The organism is Shewanella sp. MBTL60-112-B2 (assembly GCF_019655055.1).
Lineage (GTDB): Bacteria > Pseudomonadota > Gammaproteobacteria > Enterobacterales > Shewanellaceae > Shewanella.
Genome location: NZ_BPFA01000009.1, coordinates 106,013 through 124,975, shown reverse-complemented (window position 1 = coordinate 124,975; position 18,963 = coordinate 106,013). Strand labels below are relative to the sequence as shown.

General features: G+C 43.5%; 17 protein-coding genes. 6 read left to right on the top strand and 11 right to left on the bottom strand.

The features are described 5' to 3' along the window. Positions 1 to 72 precede the first annotated feature (72 nt). Together slmA and folE are read left to right on the top strand one after the other, a co-directional pair. Positions 73 to 666, top strand: coding sequence for a nucleoid occlusion factor SlmA (slmA, locus tag K5Q73_RS07930; RefSeq protein ID WP_220760941.1), 594 nt, complete (start codon positions 73 to 75; stop codon positions 664 to 666). Positions 667 to 950: 284 nt separating this feature from the next. Further along, positions 951 to 1,610, top strand: coding sequence for a GTP cyclohydrolase I FolE (gene folE / locus K5Q73_RS07925; RefSeq protein ID WP_220760939.1), 660 nt, complete (start codon positions 951 to 953; stop codon positions 1,608 to 1,610). A 189-nt stretch (positions 1,611 to 1,799) separates the two neighbouring features. Here the strand turns inward: folE and pyrE are convergent, their stop codons facing one another. Further along, positions 1,800 to 2,441, bottom strand: a complete 642-nt coding sequence (gene pyrE / locus K5Q73_RS07920) for an orotate phosphoribosyltransferase (protein ID WP_220760937.1) — start codon at positions 2,439 to 2,441, stop codon at positions 1,800 to 1,802. Between the two features lie 109 nt (positions 2,442 to 2,550). Continuing rightward, positions 2,551 to 3,264 (bottom strand): ribonuclease PH, encoded by a 714-nt coding sequence (gene rph, locus K5Q73_RS07915; RefSeq protein ID WP_012157036.1) that lies wholly within the window; start codon positions 3,262 to 3,264, stop codon positions 2,551 to 2,553. Between the two features lie 264 nt (positions 3,265 to 3,528). On the opposite strand from rph, the gene K5Q73_RS07910 reads away from it, so the two are divergent. After that, complete coding sequence (locus K5Q73_RS07910; protein ID WP_220760935.1) at positions 3,529 to 4,392, top strand: YicC/YloC family endoribonuclease; 864 nt, start codon at positions 3,529 to 3,531, stop codon at positions 4,390 to 4,392. A gap of 166 nt (positions 4,393 to 4,558) precedes the next feature. On the opposite strand, the gene K5Q73_RS07905 is transcribed toward K5Q73_RS07910, so the two are convergent. Next, entirely contained in the window at positions 4,559 to 5,815 is a 1,257-nt protein-coding gene (locus K5Q73_RS07905; RefSeq protein WP_220760933.1) for a type II toxin-antitoxin system HipA family toxin, read from the bottom strand. Next, positions 5,812 to 6,123 (bottom strand): helix-turn-helix domain-containing protein, encoded by a 312-nt coding sequence (locus K5Q73_RS07900; protein ID WP_220760931.1) that lies wholly within the window; start codon positions 6,121 to 6,123, stop codon positions 5,812 to 5,814. The genes K5Q73_RS07905 and K5Q73_RS07900 overlap by 4 nt, the downstream gene beginning before the upstream one ends. 519 nt (positions 6,124 to 6,642) lie before the next feature. On the opposite strand from K5Q73_RS07900, the gene K5Q73_RS07895 reads away from it, so the two are divergent. The 3 genes from K5Q73_RS07895 to K5Q73_RS07885 all read left to right on the top strand — a co-directional run bounded on the left by K5Q73_RS07895 (position 6,643) and on the right by K5Q73_RS07885 (position 12,617). Continuing rightward, complete coding sequence (locus K5Q73_RS07895) at positions 6,643 to 9,843, top strand: DUF3427 domain-containing protein (protein WP_220760929.1); 3,201 nt, start codon at positions 6,643 to 6,645, stop codon at positions 9,841 to 9,843. Positions 9,844 to 10,311: 468 nt separating this feature from the next. Further along, complete coding sequence (locus K5Q73_RS07890; RefSeq protein ID WP_220760927.1) at positions 10,312 to 11,151, top strand: 5'-methylthioadenosine/S-adenosylhomocysteine nucleosidase; 840 nt, start codon at positions 10,312 to 10,314, stop codon at positions 11,149 to 11,151. 197 nt (positions 11,152 to 11,348) lie between these two features. Continuing rightward, positions 11,349 to 12,617 carry a NupC/NupG family nucleoside CNT transporter gene (locus K5Q73_RS07885; RefSeq protein ID WP_220760925.1) on the top strand — a complete coding sequence of 423 codons (1,269 nt, stop codon included), beginning with the start codon at positions 11,349 to 11,351 and terminating at the stop codon, positions 12,615 to 12,617. 66 nt (positions 12,618 to 12,683) lie between these two features. Here K5Q73_RS07885 and K5Q73_RS07880 read toward each other — a convergent pair whose 3' ends face one another. The 7 genes from K5Q73_RS07880 to K5Q73_RS07850 form a co-directional block, all read right to left on the bottom strand. Next, positions 12,684 to 13,928 carry a type II toxin-antitoxin system HipA family toxin gene (locus tag K5Q73_RS07880; protein ID WP_220760924.1) on the bottom strand — a complete coding sequence of 415 codons (1,245 nt, stop codon included), beginning with the start codon at positions 13,926 to 13,928 and terminating at the stop codon, positions 12,684 to 12,686. 11 nt (positions 13,929 to 13,939) lie between these two features. After that, on the bottom strand, positions 13,940 to 14,197 hold the full coding sequence (locus tag K5Q73_RS07875) for a helix-turn-helix domain-containing protein (protein ID WP_220761011.1): 258 nt from the start codon (positions 14,195 to 14,197) through the stop codon (positions 13,940 to 13,942). A 348-nt stretch (positions 14,198 to 14,545) separates the two neighbouring features. After that, a complete protein-coding gene (locus K5Q73_RS07870) occupies positions 14,546 to 15,553 on the bottom strand; it encodes a YecA family protein (RefSeq protein ID WP_220760922.1) in 1,008 nt (335 codons plus the stop codon). A 108-nt stretch (positions 15,554 to 15,661) separates the two neighbouring features. After that, positions 15,662 to 16,312, bottom strand: a complete 651-nt coding sequence (locus K5Q73_RS07865) for a GntR family transcriptional regulator (RefSeq protein ID WP_220760920.1) — start codon at positions 16,310 to 16,312, stop codon at positions 15,662 to 15,664. A gap of 27 nt (positions 16,313 to 16,339) precedes the next feature. Next, on the bottom strand, positions 16,340 to 17,242 hold the full coding sequence (locus K5Q73_RS07860) for a LysR substrate-binding domain-containing protein (RefSeq protein WP_220760918.1): 903 nt from the start codon (positions 17,240 to 17,242) through the stop codon (positions 16,340 to 16,342). Between the two features lie 93 nt (positions 17,243 to 17,335). Beyond that, entirely contained in the window at positions 17,336 to 18,517 is a 1,182-nt protein-coding gene (locus K5Q73_RS07855; RefSeq protein ID WP_220760916.1) for a UxaA family hydrolase, read from the bottom strand. Then, positions 18,514 to 18,849, bottom strand: a complete 336-nt coding sequence (locus tag K5Q73_RS07850) for an SAF domain-containing protein (protein WP_220760914.1) — start codon at positions 18,847 to 18,849, stop codon at positions 18,514 to 18,516. The genes K5Q73_RS07855 and K5Q73_RS07850 overlap by 4 nt, the downstream gene beginning before the upstream one ends. Positions 18,850 to 18,963: the final 114 nt, after the last annotated feature.

Below are 18,963 nucleotides of genomic sequence, written 5' to 3'. Positions count from 1 at the left end.
ATTTTAATGGATAGCATGGAGCAATGTTTCCTTGCCGTCTCGCTCAGTAGTAATCGAGTGAAGGACAGATAAATGGCTGCAAGCCCAAAAATAAATCGTCGTGAGCATATCCTCCAATGCTTAGCGACTATGCTAGAAACAAGCCCAGGACAACGCATCACCACAGCAAAATTAGCCGCTGAAGTTGGCGTGTCAGAAGCGGCACTTTATCGCCACTTCCCAAGTAAGGCGCGCATGTTTGAAGGCCTCATCGAATTTATCGAAGAGTCGTTGCTCTCTCGCATCAACCTTATCATGGACGAAGAGAAAGACACCATGAAGCGTTGCCAGCAATTGCTACAATTGCTACTGGTATTTGCCGAGCGCAACCCTGGGATCTCGCGGGTATTAAATGGTGATGCACTGCTAGGTGAGAATGAACGCTTACGCAGCCGTATTAGTCAGCTATTCTCGAAGATCGAGACCCATTTAAAGCAAATTCTACGCGAGAAGAGTCTACGTGAAGGTAAAGGCTTTGAGCTTGATGAAGCCGTATTAGCTAACTTACTGCTTGCCGTAGCCGAAGGCCGCATCGCTCAGTTTGTTCGTAGCGAGTTTAAACTCAAGCCAACCAAACATTTCAATGAGCAGTGGACATTTATCCAACAGCAACTGCTTCAAAGCTAACGCAGCTTAAAAGCCACTGCAGCTCTAGCATTACAATGTCTCAAATAGAAAAACCGACTAATTTAGTCGGTTTTTCTTATCTTCAATGCGGTTTTCGGTGTATATTTACAGCAAATAGCGGTATCCTCCCGTCCTCGCTAAATACAATGCAAATAGCTACCGCTATAGTTTTCATTTTATGAGATAGCTGTTTTTATAAATAACCTAGTCTCCAGCGAGCATGACGGCCCTAGTACACAGGATACGAAACTCACCACTGACTACTTATGGTGATGGAGGAACTTATGACATCAAAAGAAGCAATCCTCAGTGAATCTGCTCAAATCGTAAAGTCTGCACTCATCGAGCGCGGCCTTGAAACGCCAATGCTACCTAGTGAGCTAAGCGCTGAAGTACGCAAAGACAAGATTGAACACCATATGCGTGAGATCTTGACCTTAATGTCACTGGACTTAAGCGATGACAGCCTAGCGGATACCCCGCGCCGTATCGCCAAGATGTATGTTGATGAAATATTTTCAGGTCTAGACTACGCCAACTTCCCAAAGATCACCGTCATTGAAAACAAGATGGGCTTTGATGAAATGGTTAAGGTTAACGACATCAGCTTAACCAGTACTTGTGAGCATCACTTAGTCACCATCGACGGTGTGGCTACCGTGGCTTACCTACCACGTGAGAACATCATTGGTCTGTCTAAGATTAACCGTATCGTGCGTTTCTTTGCCCAGCGCCCTCAGGTGCAAGAGCGTCTGACCCAGCAGGTTTTAGTGGCGCTACAGGCGCTATTAGGCACTCAAGATGTAGCAGTTAAGATGGACGCCGTGCATTACTGCGTGAAATCACGTGGCGTGATGGACTCGACCAGCTCAACCACCACAACCGCACTTGGCGGCAAATTTAAGTCGAACCCAGCGACCAGAGCTGAATTCTTAAGTAATTAAGGTAAAAGACCGAAAACGGAACACTCGCAAGCTCGTTAACAGATAACGGAACGGCCTTCGGCCTTACGGTAAAATCATAAAAAAATGCCGCGATTACATTTAACTGTAATCGCGGCATTTATCTTTTCCGCTATCCGTAAGCGCAGCGTTCGGTTATCCGTGAGCGCAGCGTTCCGTCATCCTAAAGCCTTAAATCCCGTACTGGTCGCGGTAAGCGCTTACAGTTGCAAGCTCTGCTTCCATACCTGACTTTTCAGACAAGTAGTTAATCAAGTCTTCAAGCTTGATGATAGACACGATGTCACAACCAAAGTCGCGCTCAACTTCTTGAATCGCAGAAAGCTCACCCTTGCCCTTCTCTTGGCGGTCTAGTGCAATCAACACACCAGCCAATGCTGCTTTATGCGCTTCAATGATTTCCATTGATTCACGGATCGCAGTACCTGCGGTGATCACGTCATCAACTAGCATTACGCGGCCTTGCAGCTCACTACCCACCAAGCTGCCACCTTCACCGTGATCTTTCTTCTCTTTACGGTTAAAGCAGTAAGGCATGTCGATATCGTGGTGATCGCACAGAGCAACTGCAGTAGTAGTCGCGATTGGAATACCTTTGTATGCAGGGCCAAATAGCAAGTCATACTCAATACCTGAGTCAACTAGCGCCGCAGCATAAAAACGACCTAGACGCGCTAAGTCACGGCCAGTATTAAACAAGCCAGCGTTAAAGAAATAAGGGCTAGTGCGGCCTGACTTTAACGTAAATTCGCCAAATCGAAGTACCTGACGTTCTAGGGCAAATTCAATAAACTCACGTTGATAGGCTTTCACAATCTCTCCTTAAAAATGTAGGGGTAATACTCTGCGTATTATTTAATATTATTTGGTTTTCTTTACTTACAAAAAGGACCCCGTAGGGCCCTAATAACAAAAACGATAATTAGCTTAACGAAGCTTTCTGGATATCAACGATTTCGCGAATACCGTGCTTAGCCAAATCAAGTAGGCTCAATAGCTCTTCATGGCTAAATGGCTCACCTTCTGCAGTACCTTGGATCTCGATGATCTTACCGGTCTCAGTCATTACCACGTTCATGTCAGTTTCAGCAGCGCTGTCTTCGATATATTCTAAATCGCAGATTGGCTCGCCTTTATAAATACCAACACTTACCGCAGCAATAAGGAACTTAAGCGGGTTAGTCTTCAAGATCCCTTTACCACGAGCCCAGTTTAGCGCGTCAACTAACGCAACACAGGCGCCAGTAATCGCAGCAGTACGAGTACCACCGTCCGCTTGGATCACGTCACAGTCGATAACGATAGTGTTTTCGCCTAGCAGCTTCATGTCTACCGCTGCACGTAGTGAACGGCCAATTAGACGCTGGATTTCTTGAGTACGACCTGACTGCTTACCGCGAGCGGCTTCACGCTGCATACGGCTATGAGTAGAACGTGGCAACATGCCATATTCAGCAGTTACCCAACCTTGGCCTTGGCCTTTAAGGAAACGCGGTACGCCTTCTTCAAAACTAGCGGTACACAGTACTTTGGTGTCACCAAATTCTACTAAAACCGAACCTTCGGCATGAGCAGTAAACTGGCGAGTAATAGTCACAGGGCGAGACTGTGCTGGAGTTCTGTTGCTTGGGCGCATGATGAATTCCTGTATTTAAGGGCATGGGGGTAATTTGGCTGCATATTATAGGGACATGTGCGCCACTATGCTATCTGAATCCGTAAACTCAGCAGAAAACAACCTGCTGAGTTTGCACATTAGCCCGCAATAACGACAATCGACACAATGAAAGCCCTAAAGCACTCTTTTACAAAGCGGCAGCATGAGCAAATTAAATGCACCTACAATTTGTTTGGGTATATAATCACAACTCACTTAGACGAATCACACTGGAAATCATCAATGATCCAAAGCATGACAGCCTACGCTCGCATTGAGCACAAAGCAGATTGGGGCACCGCCTCTTGGGAAATCCGTTCAGTTAACCAGCGCTACCTAGAAACTTACCTGCGCCTACCAGAACATTTCCGCAGCTTGGAGCCTGTTCTTAGAGATCGTCTACGTAAACGTTTAAACCGCGGTAAAATCGAAGTAAACCTTCGTTATGACCTAAACGAAAAGAACGACAGCGAACTACAACTAAACCAAGACCTAGCCAAGCAGATCATCAATGCCGCTAACTGGGTTAAAAACGAAGCAGGCCAAGGCGAGCTAAACGTGGTTGACGTATTACGCTGGCCAGGTGTGATGTCTGGCTCAGAGCAAGACATGGACGTACTAGGCAAAGAGTTGTTAGTGGCTTTTGATGAAGCAATCGATCAGTTTATCGAAGCCCGTGGCCGTGAAGGTGATGCAATCAACACCATGCTACAAACGCGCCTTGACCAAATCGTTGAGCAAGTAGCAGTTGTACGTGGCCACATGCCAACCGTTATGCAATGGCAGCGTGACAAGCTAACTAACCGTTTAGCTGAAATCACCGGTGAACTTGACCCTGCTCGTATGGAGCAAGAGATGGTTCTGCTAGCGCAGAAGATGGACGTTGCCGAAGAGATGGACCGTCTTGACGCTCACGTAGCAGAAACGCGCCGTATTCTTAAGAAAGGTGGCGCACAAGGTCGCCGTCTAGACTTTATGATGCAAGAGTTTAACCGTGAGTCAAATACCCTAGCGTCTAAGTCAATCAGCAACGACGTTACCGCAGCAGCGGTAGAGCTTAAAGTACTTATCGAGCAAATGCGTGAGCAAATTCAGAACGTAGAGTAAGTCTCTATCGATTTGAATTAGCGTTTTAAGCCCAGTTTATCGCTGGGCTTTTGTTTGCCTTTCGTCTGTCGTTATGGATGTCAGCTCAACATATGTCGATACTATCTACATATGCACTCAGTACTCGTAATTTATGTCGATAAAACCTGATTTTATCGACATACAGCTAACGAACCTGAAACTCTGGTGATAACGTTTGCCAATGACTTTGCAAAGCTTCTTTATGCTCATCTAGCATAGGCAGTGCTTCGAGCATCTCTGGCCACATAGAGCGAGCCTTCACTATCGTATCGAGAAGATGTGGTTTAATTGCCACCCATGGAACACCTACCGTATTTGACCACTTCTCAAAATGCTGTAACGTTATTTCATACCACTGTTTAGACTTGGCCATATTCAAAGCAAGGCTGTCATCTTGTATGTAAGGAGCAGTGAACACCACATCATAAAGCGGTGACAAACGAGGAGTGCGCTGATCTTGGTAGATGATGGTCCAATTCTTAAGGTGAGCATCACCATTACCTAACAGTATATTAATCAGTAATCTTCTCGCCATTTGCTGTACATCACCCAAGCGATCATAACTTGTACGGAATAGTACCTGCCCTAATTGTTCATAGTTAACTTTCTGATATTTATCTGTAGGATATAGGCCAAAGATTTGAGCAAAGTCTTCAGTATGCACTCGGCCTTCATGAGTACGATCAAAACGTTTTATACCATAAGCATATGTTTCATAGGGGAGTCTGATATTTGGTAATCCCTCCAACTCATTGAGTTTGATTAAGCGTATATCTGGGATTTTTGCGCCTGCCGCTTCGGCCAACTTCATACAGGTATATTCATTGACAGACACACCTTTATGCACTGTTGAAGGCGTTTTAATAATCCACATATCTTCAGAAATTTCCTGATCAATGTGATAGCGACCATCTACATGAGAAGATGAGAATTTCATCTGTACACCAGCAAGCGAAAATTTAGTATCTGCATGTTTAACGTTAATCTGCTGTGGTTCGGTCACTAAACGTTGTTCTAACGCCCAAGCTGGCATATTACCTGCTCTGATAGGCGTCGCCACCAATGCACCAGGCAAATTAGTCCCCAAATAGGCCAAAATCGAGAACTCGTTATTTACGTGACATTGAAGCGCTTTCGCCACAATATCCCTTAAGATCCCTTCTGGTAATAAATTAGATAATACAGGGGGTATTTTGTCACTGCGGATTTGAGGCTTAGAGAAATAACTAGGATCTTGAAGCTGTCTAAGTGTAAGCACAGGTCTTTCATGCTTGGGCATTGCAATATATTCAGGGTTAAAACTAAGTATGTTCTTCCCGCCAGCATAATGAGCAACAACGCCAATATCGATACCGTGTAGCTGAATATTCAATCCTTCTACTTGCTCTATTTGTTTGCTCATTTCTGATCCTCAGATCCAAACCAAAACCCTAAATCATCCGAATCATCTTCTAGCGATTCAACACAGGCATCACTTGAAGCGACTTCTAATCTAGGTTGATCAATATTGCTTCCCTTAGGGGTAATAGATAATTCCATATTTAAGCCATCTAGAACACGTAATAGAGTAGACAACTTCATATCGCTACCAGCTTCGATACGCTGATATTGCTGCTGCTTCATACCGATACGCATATACATATCTTTTTGTTCCATCTGGAGCTGTTTACGTCGAGATGAAAGTAGTTTGGAAATTTGCTCAATCGTCATCACACCCAACCTCAAATAATAGAAAAGTTGTACACAAACCTATAAACAACATATTAGTTGTAAAACCAGCTGTAAACAACTTATCTGATGTATCAAGCCGAAAATACAACTCAATAGTTGTAATTTGGCTTGAAGGATCGATAGTCAGAGCTCATAAACTTTGACTAGCTCAATGATGAAATGAAGCAAGTGATCCTTCACAGATAAACCTAGTGGGGACGGTATCGGTGGGTAAAACTAAAATTCACCTCCAAATAAAACAGTAATAGACTGATAAGTGACGAGTCGTACACCTGCGCCCTACAAACAGATCCAGAACGTAGAATAAGCTTTCTTCGTTTGGAAAAGTCGCTGTAAAAGACAAGCAGTAAAATATAAGAGAGCCCAGCTAAATGCTGGGCTTTTTGCTGGGTGTTAATCAGTATTAATAATTCAATTGATAAGTTTGAATATCACTACTTATTTCTATTAATCAATTCGGTTACTCTTAGCTAACTTCAAATGATAAAAGCATTTTTCATGAACCAAACCGGCATATACGAGCAACTAATAACTCAATTGGTCGAACAGAAATTAGATCGCAAAGCTTTCTATGTTGGCGAACGTTCATTAGAAAATGGTGAAGCCGCTTCTTGGCTCTCTCGCTTTTTGACTCGAATTATCGAAATAGCAATAGACTCTGTACCTAATGGCAATGATCGCGTTTTTGAGCAAATTGGTTTAGCCAATAAAGTCATTGAATGGCTTAGTGCTAATATTGGCGATAGTGAGCTCATCACCGAAAATCTGATTGATAGCCAAGGCAAGATCCTGACAGCATTGCTAGATAAGCAAAACCCAATATCCTCAGATTTCCCAAAGTATATTGAAGGCATCATGCCACTAACAGGACTCACTCAGAGCGAGTTATTTTGTGGAAGCAATGCAGGCGTATCTCTTGAAACTGAGATTAAACGGGAGATCCAGTCATCCGATAAAATCTATTGGCTAGTCTCATTTATCAAATGGGCTGGGATCAGGATCTTTAAAAAAGAGCTTGAAGAATTTACTCGCAGCGGTAAACAGCTAAAGGTTATAACCACATCCTATATGGGCGCAACTGATGCTAAAGCCGTTGAGTTTTTAGCATTTCTACCAAACACACAAGTGAAGCTAAGCTACAACACCAATAGAGAACGCTTACACGCAAAATCCTATTTGTTCATGCGTAACTCGAGCTTTCATACTGGTTATATCGGTTCATCCAATCTGTCACATTCAGCTTTAACTAGTGGCTTAGAGTGGAACTTAAAGATCACCTCACAAGAGATCCCACATATTATTGAAAAATCTCTCAGTACATTTGAAACCTATTGGGAGTCAGCTGATTTTGAATATTTTGATGGTAAGACCCAAAGCAAAGAACGCTTAGTTAACGCCTTGCAAGAAGCGAAAGGAACATATAACACAGCTGAACCTCGCTTTTACTTTGACATTAAACCTCATTCCCATCAGCGAGCCATTTTAGACAAGCTAAAAGTAGAGCGTGAGCTACATGGCAGATATAGAAATCTTGTTGTTGCAGCGACAGGCACAGGAAAAACTATCATTTCAGCGTTTGATTTCGCTGAGTTTTATGCAGAGAATCCTGAAGCTAAATTTTTATTTTTAGCGCATAGAGAGGAAATCTTAAAACAAGCGAGAAGTGCGTATCGCGGCGTTTTAAAAAATAACCAGTTTGGCGAATTACTCGTAGGACAAAATAAACCACAAAGGTTTAATCAGTTATTCGCGTCAATCCAAAGCTTAAACAATCAGCTAGCGACCATTCAATTAACCGAAGATTACTTCGATTACATTGTTATCGATGAAGTCCATCACATAGCAGCAAACAGTTATCGCGCGATTCTGCAACACTTTACGCCACAAGTTTTACTCGGTTTAACTGCTACACCAGAACGCCATGATGGAGCAGATATTCTTAAAGATTTTTGTAACGTCATTGCAGCTGAAATCAGATTACCTGAAGCTATTAATCAACGTCATTTATCACCATTCCAATACTTCGCAGTTGATGATGACACCGATCTCACAAAGGTTTCATGGGCAAAAGGCCGTTATGATATCGCCGAGCTGACCAAGCTCTATACTTACAATGACCAAAGGGTCTTTCGAATACTGCAAAGCTTAGAAGAAATTGTCACAGACATATCGCAGATGCGCGCATTGGCGTTTTGCGTAAGCAAAGATCACGCTAACTTCACGGCGAAAAAATTCACTTTAAGCAATATCCCTTGCGGCGTACTCACCAGTGACAATTCAAAAGAACGAGACATTCAGCTGCAACGTTTAAAATCGAAAGAAATTAACGTTTTGTTTGTGGTTGATATATTCAACGAAGGTATCGATATTCCAGAACTGGACACATTACTATTTTTAAGACCAACAGAAAGTCTGACTATCTTTCTTCAACAATTAGGTCGCGGCTTACGACTGACTAAAGATAAAGAGTGCTGCACCGTCATTGATTTCGTTGGTAACTCTCGTCCTGAGTATGATTTTTCGCATAAGTTTAGAGCGCTTATCGGCAAAACCAACCAATCTATTTCAAAGGAGATCAAACAAGGGTTTCCACATTTGCCTTTAGGCTGCCGAATAGAACTGCAAGAAAAAACGCAGCAAATGATCTTAAGGAACATATCACTAGCAACCTTAAACAAAAACAGACTGCTTGGCTTAATTTCAAACTACCCTAACGTGACAGATTTACCTCTTACGCTAGCAAACTTTCTGCATATCTATCCTGACTTGTCATTAGAGGATATCTATAAAGTAAAAGTAGGTAAGTTTGGTGGTTGGCGAGCACTTGTAGAAACAAGCGATGGTGAAGAAATACAACAGAACCAGCTAGACATTTATGCTGCTTACTATCGTGCTATCAACAATCGCTTATTAAACTGCACTTCTATCTCTTATTTGCGGTTCATCAAAGCATTATGTGAAAGCAACTTCTCATTGCCAACTCAAGCTGCTGTAGGGTCTGATGCAGAACAACACAATGTGCTTTTCTCAACCATGTGTCATTATGACTTTTGGGATAAAACGGGTAAGCAAGCCGGATTTGATACCATTGAGCAGAGCTTACTTGCGCTAAAACATAAGAAACTACAAGACGAGCTTAATGACGTTATTTCACTGCTTATTGAACGCTTAACCACACAAGAATTTAAGATGTCTGCAGTTAGCAATGCAGTAGTGGATAACTCGCCATTGAAGATGCATGTACGTTATCCCAAAGAACACATATTGGTCGCGTTTGGTGATAGTACATTTGATAAGAAATCATCCAGTAGAGAAGGTGTACTTAATATTGCAGGTGCCAATACTGAACTGCTATTTGTTACCTTAGATAAATGCGAAAAGCAATTTTCAGCAACAACCATGTACCATGACTACGCGATCAGCCCCACGCTATTTCATTGGCAAACCCAGAACAGTGCTAAGCCAACCTCAGGTAGAGGATTAGGCTATATAACGCAGCAAGAAAACAACAAGACGTTCATCTTATTTGTTAGAGAACAAGCTAAAGATGAATATGGGAAAACCATGGGATTTGTCAATTTTGGTCCCGTAGACTTTGTTAAGTATGAAGGCTCTCAACCAATGAATATTACATGGAAGCTAAAACAAGCTATGCCTGCATATATGTGGCATGACACAGCTAAGCTCGCTGTTGGTTGATAGGTAGCTTAGCTAAACACACCACCAGCCTATTCCCAATGATAAAATGAGTGGCCCTTTCTCAAAGTAGAAGTGCGCCATTCGCTCATCTGAGCAAGCGCTATTTCGCCACGCTACAGCCCTGCTCTTGTTCTGCTAAAGCCTTGCTCTTATCCCGTTAAAATCTCTACTCAGATCCAATTCGGCTCCAGCTCAGCCCCAATCCAGCCCTGCTAACTAGCGTGTTTTTTTAAACACTGTTTTCTAATTTAAAGTCATTGAATCTCTTGTCGTGTTCAACAAATAAACGCCTTTTGAAATATCCTTACAAAATAAGTGGTTACAGCTCCAAAAAATTAGCTGCCCAAGCCAAAAGTTGTGCGTTTTATAGGCCACCGAAACCGCAACAAGTATTTTACTTTTCATTTCGTTGTTTAGCCTAAATCTCGTTGCTACCATCCGCGCACTTTCCATTCGAAGTTATTTGTCATGCCAACTTGCGAGCAGCCAACAGCTGAAAAGTTAGACCCTGAACACGTAAACTCTGAACAGCCACACAATGAAAAGTTACCCTCAAAAATGCTAAATCCTATCTTAGTTCAAGGCGCGATGGACGTTGAAGTCGAAACGCTTGTTGCCGCCCTTAGTGATGTAAAACAACAAACATTTGGTGCGTGGACGTTCTGGCAAGGCCTATTAGATGGCTACCCAGTTGTTGTGTCACGTACCGAGATTGGTTTGGCTAACGCCGCCGCATCAACCACCCTTGGTATTGAGCACTTTCAGCCAAGAGCTATCATCAATCAGGGCACCTCAGGTGGCCACGATCCAAAGCTATTTCGCTCTGATATCGTCATTGGTGAAACCAGCTTTAACATGGGCGCTTACAAAATCGAGTTCGTGGAAAAAGGCCAAGGCATACACCCTACCACTTGGCAGAACTTCGATATGCCAATGTATTTGCGTGAAAACGGCGTGGTGGTTGAGCACAATCACTTTAAAGCCGACCCAAAGCTTGTTGAAATCGCCCTGTCGCAAGCAAGCAGCTACACCCAAGGCAAAGTTGTTGTGGGTAGAATTGGTAGCTGTGACGAATGGAACCGTGAAGTTGACCGTATTAACTGGTTCCACGAAACCATGGGCACCTCAGTTGAAGAGATGGAAACCTCTGCGGCTGCGCAAGTTGCCGAAGCTTACAAACTGCCTTTTGTGAGTATTCGCGTGCTGTCTAATACCGACCAACATAAGCAAGACTTTGAGCCGCAAACGGCGATTGATTGTCAGGTTTATGTGCTTGATGTCATCAAGGCATTAATTAAGACCTTTTAAAGCCAGTTTAAAAAAAGCATCTAATCAACAAGATGAGTGACGGGAATAACAATGGTATTCCCGCCCGCTTTCGCTCGCTTTAAAAACGCTAATTTAACGCTTCATTGCTTTAAAGAATGCTTTAAAGATTGATCTAAACATCGGGGAGAACATTAGCCTCCCCTTTACATCAACTTAGATAGTAATAGACAAAACAAATGCAAATTTTAATCAGTATTGTTGGCATCATCACCCTACTTGCAGTGGCTTTTTTGGCCTCTGAAAACCGTAAAGCCATTAACTACCGCACGGTTGGTTTGGCGTTTTTACTGCAGTTAATCATGGGTGCGTTTGTTATCTACTCATCGTTCGGTCAGGCGGTGATTTTTAATATGGCAGAAGCGGTTTCAACCGTGATTGGTTACAGCAGTGAAGGCATGTCGTTTATGTTTGGCGGCCTTGTTAGCGATAAGATGTATGAACTGTTTGGCCCAGGCGGCTTCGTTATCGCCTTTAAAGTGCTACCGATTATCGTGTTTTTCTCGGCAATTTCGGCGGTGCTATATTACCTAGGCATCATGCAGTGGGTGGTTCGCATTGTGGGTGGCGCACTGCAAAAAATCCTTAATACCAGCAAGGCAGAATCTATGTCTGCTAGCGCTAACATCTTCTTAGGTGTGACCGAGGCGCCGCTGCTGATTAAGCCTTATATTCCTAAGATGAGCCGTGCAGAATTGTTTGCGGTAATGTGTGGTGGTTTGGCGTCGATTGCAGGCACCATGCTAGCGGGTTATGCCCAGCTAGGCATTAAGATGGAATACCTGTTAGCGGCCTCATTTATGGCGGCGCCGGGTGGCTTACTGTTTGCTAAGTTATTAATCCCGCAAACTGAGAAAGTAAACGATCAAGACCTAACCGTTGTAGAAGAGAATCCACCAGCCAACATTATTGATGCGGCGACAACGGGCACCATGAATGGCCTGTCGTTAGCTATGGCTGTGGGCGCTATGCTATTTGCCTTTGTCAGCTTAGTGGCACTTATGAATGGCATGTTAGGTGGCATTGGTAATTGGTTTGGTTTTGACGGCCTAACCTTGCAGCTAATTTTAGGTTATGTGTTTGCCCCTATCGCTTGGTTGATGGGTGTGGCTTGGGACGAAGCGTTATTAGCAGGTTCGTTCATCGGCCAGAAGATTGTCATCAACGAGTTCTTTGCTTATATCAACCTTGCACCATACCTAAGCGGTGATGCGATTGTTGAAGCAACGGGTATGCCGATGTCTGAGCGCACCCAAGTGATTCTATCGTTTGCACTGTGTGGCTTTGCTAACTTAGGCACGGTAGCGATTGCGATTGCCGGTATTGGTGGCTTGGTACCTGAGCGCCGCTCTGAAATCGCATCACTAGGCTTAAAAGCATTGTTTGCTGGTATCTTGTCTAACCTAATGGCTGCAACGATTGCCGGTTTGTTTATGAGCTTTGTTTAATCGGCTCATTGTTAGCTGCTAGTTAGCAAACAGGCCCATATGGCATAACGCCATATGGGCCTGTTTTTATTCTGCTGCAACAAAAAAACAATCCCTAAGTAAGTCCCTTTCCCCTTTGGATATGCCTGCTTTTTTTGCTAACTCTTCCCATCCTGATACCACTACGACCATTCTTTCATAAATGTCTTTAGCTTTCTTAGCATCTACATGAAAGTATTCTGTTACTTCAAATACAAGTTCAACATCAAGAGCATTGCTTATATCATCAATATTCAGATGAAGTCCGGTAGCATTGGGCGTAGGGTTGATGTCATACGCAGGTGATAGACGCCACCCTGTTGCATCAAGAATAAAACCGTGATTTCTTAAATGGTCATCACTGTTGGACACCATTACATTGAATAATATACGTGTCCAGAGCTGCTCTAGGTCATCTTGTGTGTTTGAGCCATTCTGAATTAAAAACTCTGCTAACTCTAGATAACTTGCACCATCATCGCGGCCATCAAAGTACTCCAACTGCGTCATGGCCGAAGTGAAGTGGAGTCTTCTCCCTCCCACATCACGATCAAACCTTTTAGTAAGGAATATATGATGTTCCCCTATGAGTTCGACCTTTGATTCAGCCATATTGATACCAGCTTCAAGCGCCATCTGGTAAGTAATAAACTCCCATAGCCCTATATCATAATCATCATAACGGCTGGGGAATTTTGCTAGCCACAACGTTTTATCTATCTCTCTTACTGATGCTTTAGGGCGAGCACCTCCTAGTGAAGATCCAGGAGAGATAAGCATATTTAACCATTTTAGGTAGTCAGGGTTATCAAAGTCGGGTTTATCCTCAATACCTAGTGTTGCTTGCTGCAACTCAGCTAGTGACGTTATCGCTGGTGCTGCCAAATCCTCATTATTATCAAGAAAAGGCCCCTTTTCAGAAATACTAAAACGTAGAGCGCCCATACGAAAGGAGTCATGTACACCGAGTAGATAATCAGTTTCAAATAATCTACGTGCTCGACGCTTTTCTTGGCGAGCAATCACAGCTTCTCTACGCTGCATCAATAACCTTCCCCAGCGATCTGGGCATGAATCAAGGAAGACTTTGAAATTTCTATCATCTTCGGCATGCTGTTCACCGACATATAACTGTAGAGCAGGATCTATTTGTCTTACGTACTTAGAAGCTAACCAATCTTCATCGTAATTAAAACTAAAGTGCTCTTTAGCTCTGATTTCTGATGATCTCAACTTACCGACTAACACAGGTTTACCTAAGTCAGTCCAATCAGCATAAACGTAGATTTCCAATTGAGGCCCCCTTAACGGTTTTTCTTCAATAGCTCTATATCTTGAAGCTTTCTGCCAAGTTCATCATCAAGTGCTACTTTAGCAAGGTCCCCCAGCAAGCCTAAAACAGCCAAAACATTTACGTAGTGGCCAATAGACACAGATGAGTCTCCTTTCACTATCCTTCTCAGAGTAGGCTTAGATATCCCTGTTCGCTTATGCATCATGTCTTGAGTTATTCCGCGGCGCTTCATAGCCAGCGTGATATTCTCACCCAGTGCATTTAGGATCTTCTGATTTTTGGGGAAGATGACCGCCCCACGTTTAACTGGAGCATTTATATTAATCAAAATGAAAATACCCTTTCACTTAACCTTAATTAGTGAAATTATAGTTTCACACCAAAGCTAAAGTAAAGAGCCGTATTTAAAGTCTGATTCCATCGAAGGGATTCTAACAACACATAGATGTGAAACTAAAGAAGCATAAAAGCGTAATAAGTGAAACCTTAGTTTCACTTTTCTGTATTTCCTACTTAAATCATCAATCGATTCAAAGCTAATTTTTAGGACCCTATCTATGCCGCAGGCATAACATAAGGTTGGTAGATGATGATGTTTACCAGAGCTTATAAACCTTTATGGGTTGTTAATACTGAATTGAAAGGTTTGCATCAGCAGCGGTTGAATATCAACTTTCCTAGACGTTAACTCGCTGATAGAAACCAGCTTAGGCTCAAACGTCACAAATCCCCAAAATTGTAAAAATCGATTAATAAAGCGTGATTCAATCAACATGCTAAGTAACTTTATTGGCGAGAAATGCTCTTCCGATTGTAACTGAAGCAGGATATCTGGAAATGCTGTTTCAACCTCATCAACCAGCTGGTTAATGCTGCCATGCTCTTGCAGACGCCAAAGCATAAACAACCAGATAGTTCGTAGATCTATATCTAGCTCCCAACTATCTAGGTAGCCCCAATTATATTGGTAGATTGCGGCTTCGAGCATGGGTAGAAAGAACGTATTAATACCTTGAGTCTGATACAACTTCTGCGATGACTTCTTTACATGAAATCGACCACTTCTAAGGTAAATAATGCCTGCTAGTTCTGCCAAAATACGGGCGTAGTGCAAGGCGTTAAATTTATCTTCATTGCTACCAGCAAATTCACTGATACTGATATGTGTTTGATGTTGAGAGACTGCAAACTCAGGCAGCAGCTCACAGGCTTGTTTGACTATCTTTGTTGGTAGGTTGCCCTTACTGGTCGCTTTAAACGAACCGTTATTCTGCATGGCTTCATCTAGAATTAATGCCAAATAGCGCATTATCGGGCTGCTTGATATGCTATCAGGCGTACTAAATGTTACCCCTGCTAACTCATTAAAAGGGGCATATAACCAGTTAGACATTTGGTTAGGTGTAAGGCCAAAAAAATCAGTTTCGGAGCGATTATTACGCTCATGCATGCGCTGCTGCGTAACTAAGTTAAGTTCATCAAGGGTAAGGTTCAGGTTCATTGCTGCGGTTTGTGCAATGTCATCAAACACTTCTGCATGCCGTTTTGAAGCACTGTCCATACAGCAACCCTTGTATTTTTTCTCGCTACCGCAGGGGCAAGGATCGTTTCTACCCGGTTTCATGCTAAGCCCTCTACGCCATTTTAAACTTTTATACCATTATCCTAAGTTAATAAGTATTACCACTCTATACCTTGTCCACTAAACAAGTAAGGACAGTAACTTATCTGACTATTTTGTTTCGAGCACATCAACATCACGGAACATTGGCGTGATATTAGATCTGGCTTGCTCGGCTGCGGTTTCGGCGTCGCCTGCGCAGATGGCTTGTACCAATGCCTGATGACTTGAGGCGCTGTCAGACAGGTCATAATCTTGGTGGGTGATGGCAATATACGCCTGCAGTGGGTATAAGATCTGCTTGTATTGATTGAGCATTCGCTCACTGCCGCAGATCTCGATGATCAGTAGGTGTAATTGCCAGTCCATTTCGCTGATACTGCGGGTGTCGTCACTGTGCTGCAAACACAGCAATTGGTACTCTTGAAAAAAGTCGGCTAAACGGCGCTTATCATCACTACTTGCCCACTTGGCAGCCATCGCTGCGGCTTCGCCTTCTAGCGCGACACGTAAATGATACAGCTCCCATAAGTCTTGCTGGTTTATCTCAACCACTTGCCAGCCAGAATAGGGCTTTTGGATCACTAAGCCTTCATTCACTAACGAGTTTAGCGCCATACGCATTGTGCTACGCGACAGCTCTAGCTGCTTAGCTAACGCGCTTTCCACCAGCTTTTCACCTAACTTGATATGGCCTTCTAATATATGCGTGCGCAAATAACGTATGGCTTGAGACTCTAAACTTTCTTTGGTGATTTTCATATCGGTTACTGATGGCTCGACTATTAATTAGCTCAACATGGCTTGGTGAACAAACTGGATAAAGCTATGAGCTTGTGGCGATAGCGGTTTGTTTTTACGGGTTAAAATATAATAAGCCCGTTGATGGCGCACTTTCAACTCTGGAAATGGCATCACCAAACGTCCATCCGCTAGCTCCTCTTGGATCTGCTGGTATGCACACACAGCAATACCTAAACCACTCATGGCTAACGACATCACCACTTGGCTTTCACTGGCGTAATGGCACTTTTGCAACTCTAATTTTGCCACTGGGTAATAGTTTAGCCAATAGCGCCAGTCGAAGTTATCTCTATCGTGGATGATACTCGCATTGGCTAAGTCTGCCGGCACGGTTAACGGTTTACGCTTTAGGTATTCTGGTGAGCAAACAGGTACGTAATCTAGGCTACATAAAAACTGTGAATCAAAGCCTTCCCATTCACCGTCACCCCACTTAATAGCCAGCTCGGTTTGCGGTAAAAAGTCAAAGTGATTGGTGGTCAGCATCTGCCCGACTAACAACTTAGGGTATTGGGCTAGAAACTTGGGTAATAGTTTGCTGATCACCTGGCGGCTAAAAACAGGCTCCATCTCAATGTGCAGCGTGTAATGCTCGGCATCATGATGGAAACCGTCAACCACCCCCATTAACTCTTGAATAGGTTGATTGATCTGTAACAGCAATCTGCGACCATCTTCAGTTAATTGAATTTGCCTGCCACCACGGTAAAACAGCTTGGTGCGTAGCACGGCTTCAAGCTTAGCGACTTGCTGGCTAATGGCTGACTGGGTCAGACACAGTTCCCGGCTAGCTTCGGTAAAGCTTTGTTTGTCTGCCACCGCTTTGAATGCCATAAACCAAGATAACTGCGGTAAGCGGGCACTTGAACTAACTTGAGTAGTATTCATAACATCCTGCGATGGTAAGCCCTTAAACCTATATAAGTATAAGGGCGATGCTTAACTAGCTACTAGCGCTTAGCGGCTAGACGTTGAAAAATCTTAACAGCCTGGCTTAAAACGTAATACCGTTTCTAAGCGTTGGTCTTTTTGATACAAGCTACAGTAGCTATAACCAATCTCTTCAATGTTGGTCTGTTGACCTTGAGCAACACAGCCAACTTTGGCCACAATGCGCTCAGCTACACTTTCTACACCTTCTTCGGCGCGCATGATACCAGATGCGTCAATATCTATATCTTCATTTAACAAATATTGGTTACCGCTCACACGGATCACTGGCACGATCGGGTTATTAAAGCCTGCGCCGCCGGTAGTCCATAAAATCAAATGTGCGCCCAGAGCCGCAAAGTGCATACCTGCGCTACCACATAAGTGAGTCGCTTCCGACAGGTAGAAACCCGGCGTAGTTGGTTTTTCATGGACTAGATGGTTAATCTGCAATACACCTTGAATTGCACGAGTACCAGTTTTACTCAGTGCGCCAAAAGACTTCTCTTCTAATGTAGTAAGGCCACCGACACTGTTACCAATACTCATGGTTTCCACTTCGGCGCCATCTACGTGCCAGCGTGCTTCTTCTTCATGAATAAGGCGCTCTAGTTTGTCGGCCACCTCAGGTGTTACCGCACGCTGACGTAAAATGGTTTCACAGCCAACAAGCTCAATCAGTTCTCCGGCAATGGCGGTTGCGCCTAAATCCACTAAGGTATCGACTGCGCGACCAACACTCGGGTTTGAAGCAATACCTGAGCTAGTATCTGAACCGCCACATTTAACCCCAATAACTAACTTAGAAATTGGCGTTTCAACTCGAGGCGCAGCATTCGCTGCTTGCTGTAGCTCTTGTGCTAATGCTTTACCTTGGCTAATGGTAGCGCGGGTGCCTTGCTGTTTCATGCACACTAATGAAAACGCAGGGCGGCCAGTTTCACGAATAGGCGCAGCTACGATTTCAGGATCGATACTGCCACAGCCCATAGCGAGCACCAGCACACCAGCCACATTCGGGTTATTGCCCGTATGTACCATGGTGTTGATCATCTCTTCGTTGCCACCGTACATACAAGTGTTGTAGTTGGTGACCACGATACCGTCATCGATACTGTCTGCGATGGCGCGCGCAATGCCGTCACAGCATTCATCTACAGCCATAATCAATACATGATTACGAATACCCACGCTGCCATCTGTACGGCCAAAACCAATAAAGCTATTCATCATGCTTGTTCAATCCGCATCTGTTTAATAATTTCTTCAATGATGTTGTCGGGAATATCTAATCGTTGGCTACGCACATTTTGCACGTGGGCTAATTCCCCGCGAGGGATGGCCATAATCGCCACGCCTACTGGATAACCCGCTTTAGTAATAAGTTGCTGGTCGGCGATATCAGTTAACGCGACTTTATTACCAAAAGTAATGCCTTGTAGGCAGGTCACCACATCAATGACTTGGTTATTAGTCGAGATAACGGCTATCTCATCGCCTTTAATGGCATCAACAAGTAGCGTGGCTACGTTGTCGTTTGGGTCGAGCTGAATGGCTTTTTTCATTTTCACTAGCGCCAGATTGTCAGACAATCCTACAATTTAATTGTTTTTTGCTTTTTTTCAATCCAAAAATAGCCATCTTGCGTGCTCAAATAGGCTTGGTTTATATGAAATGTG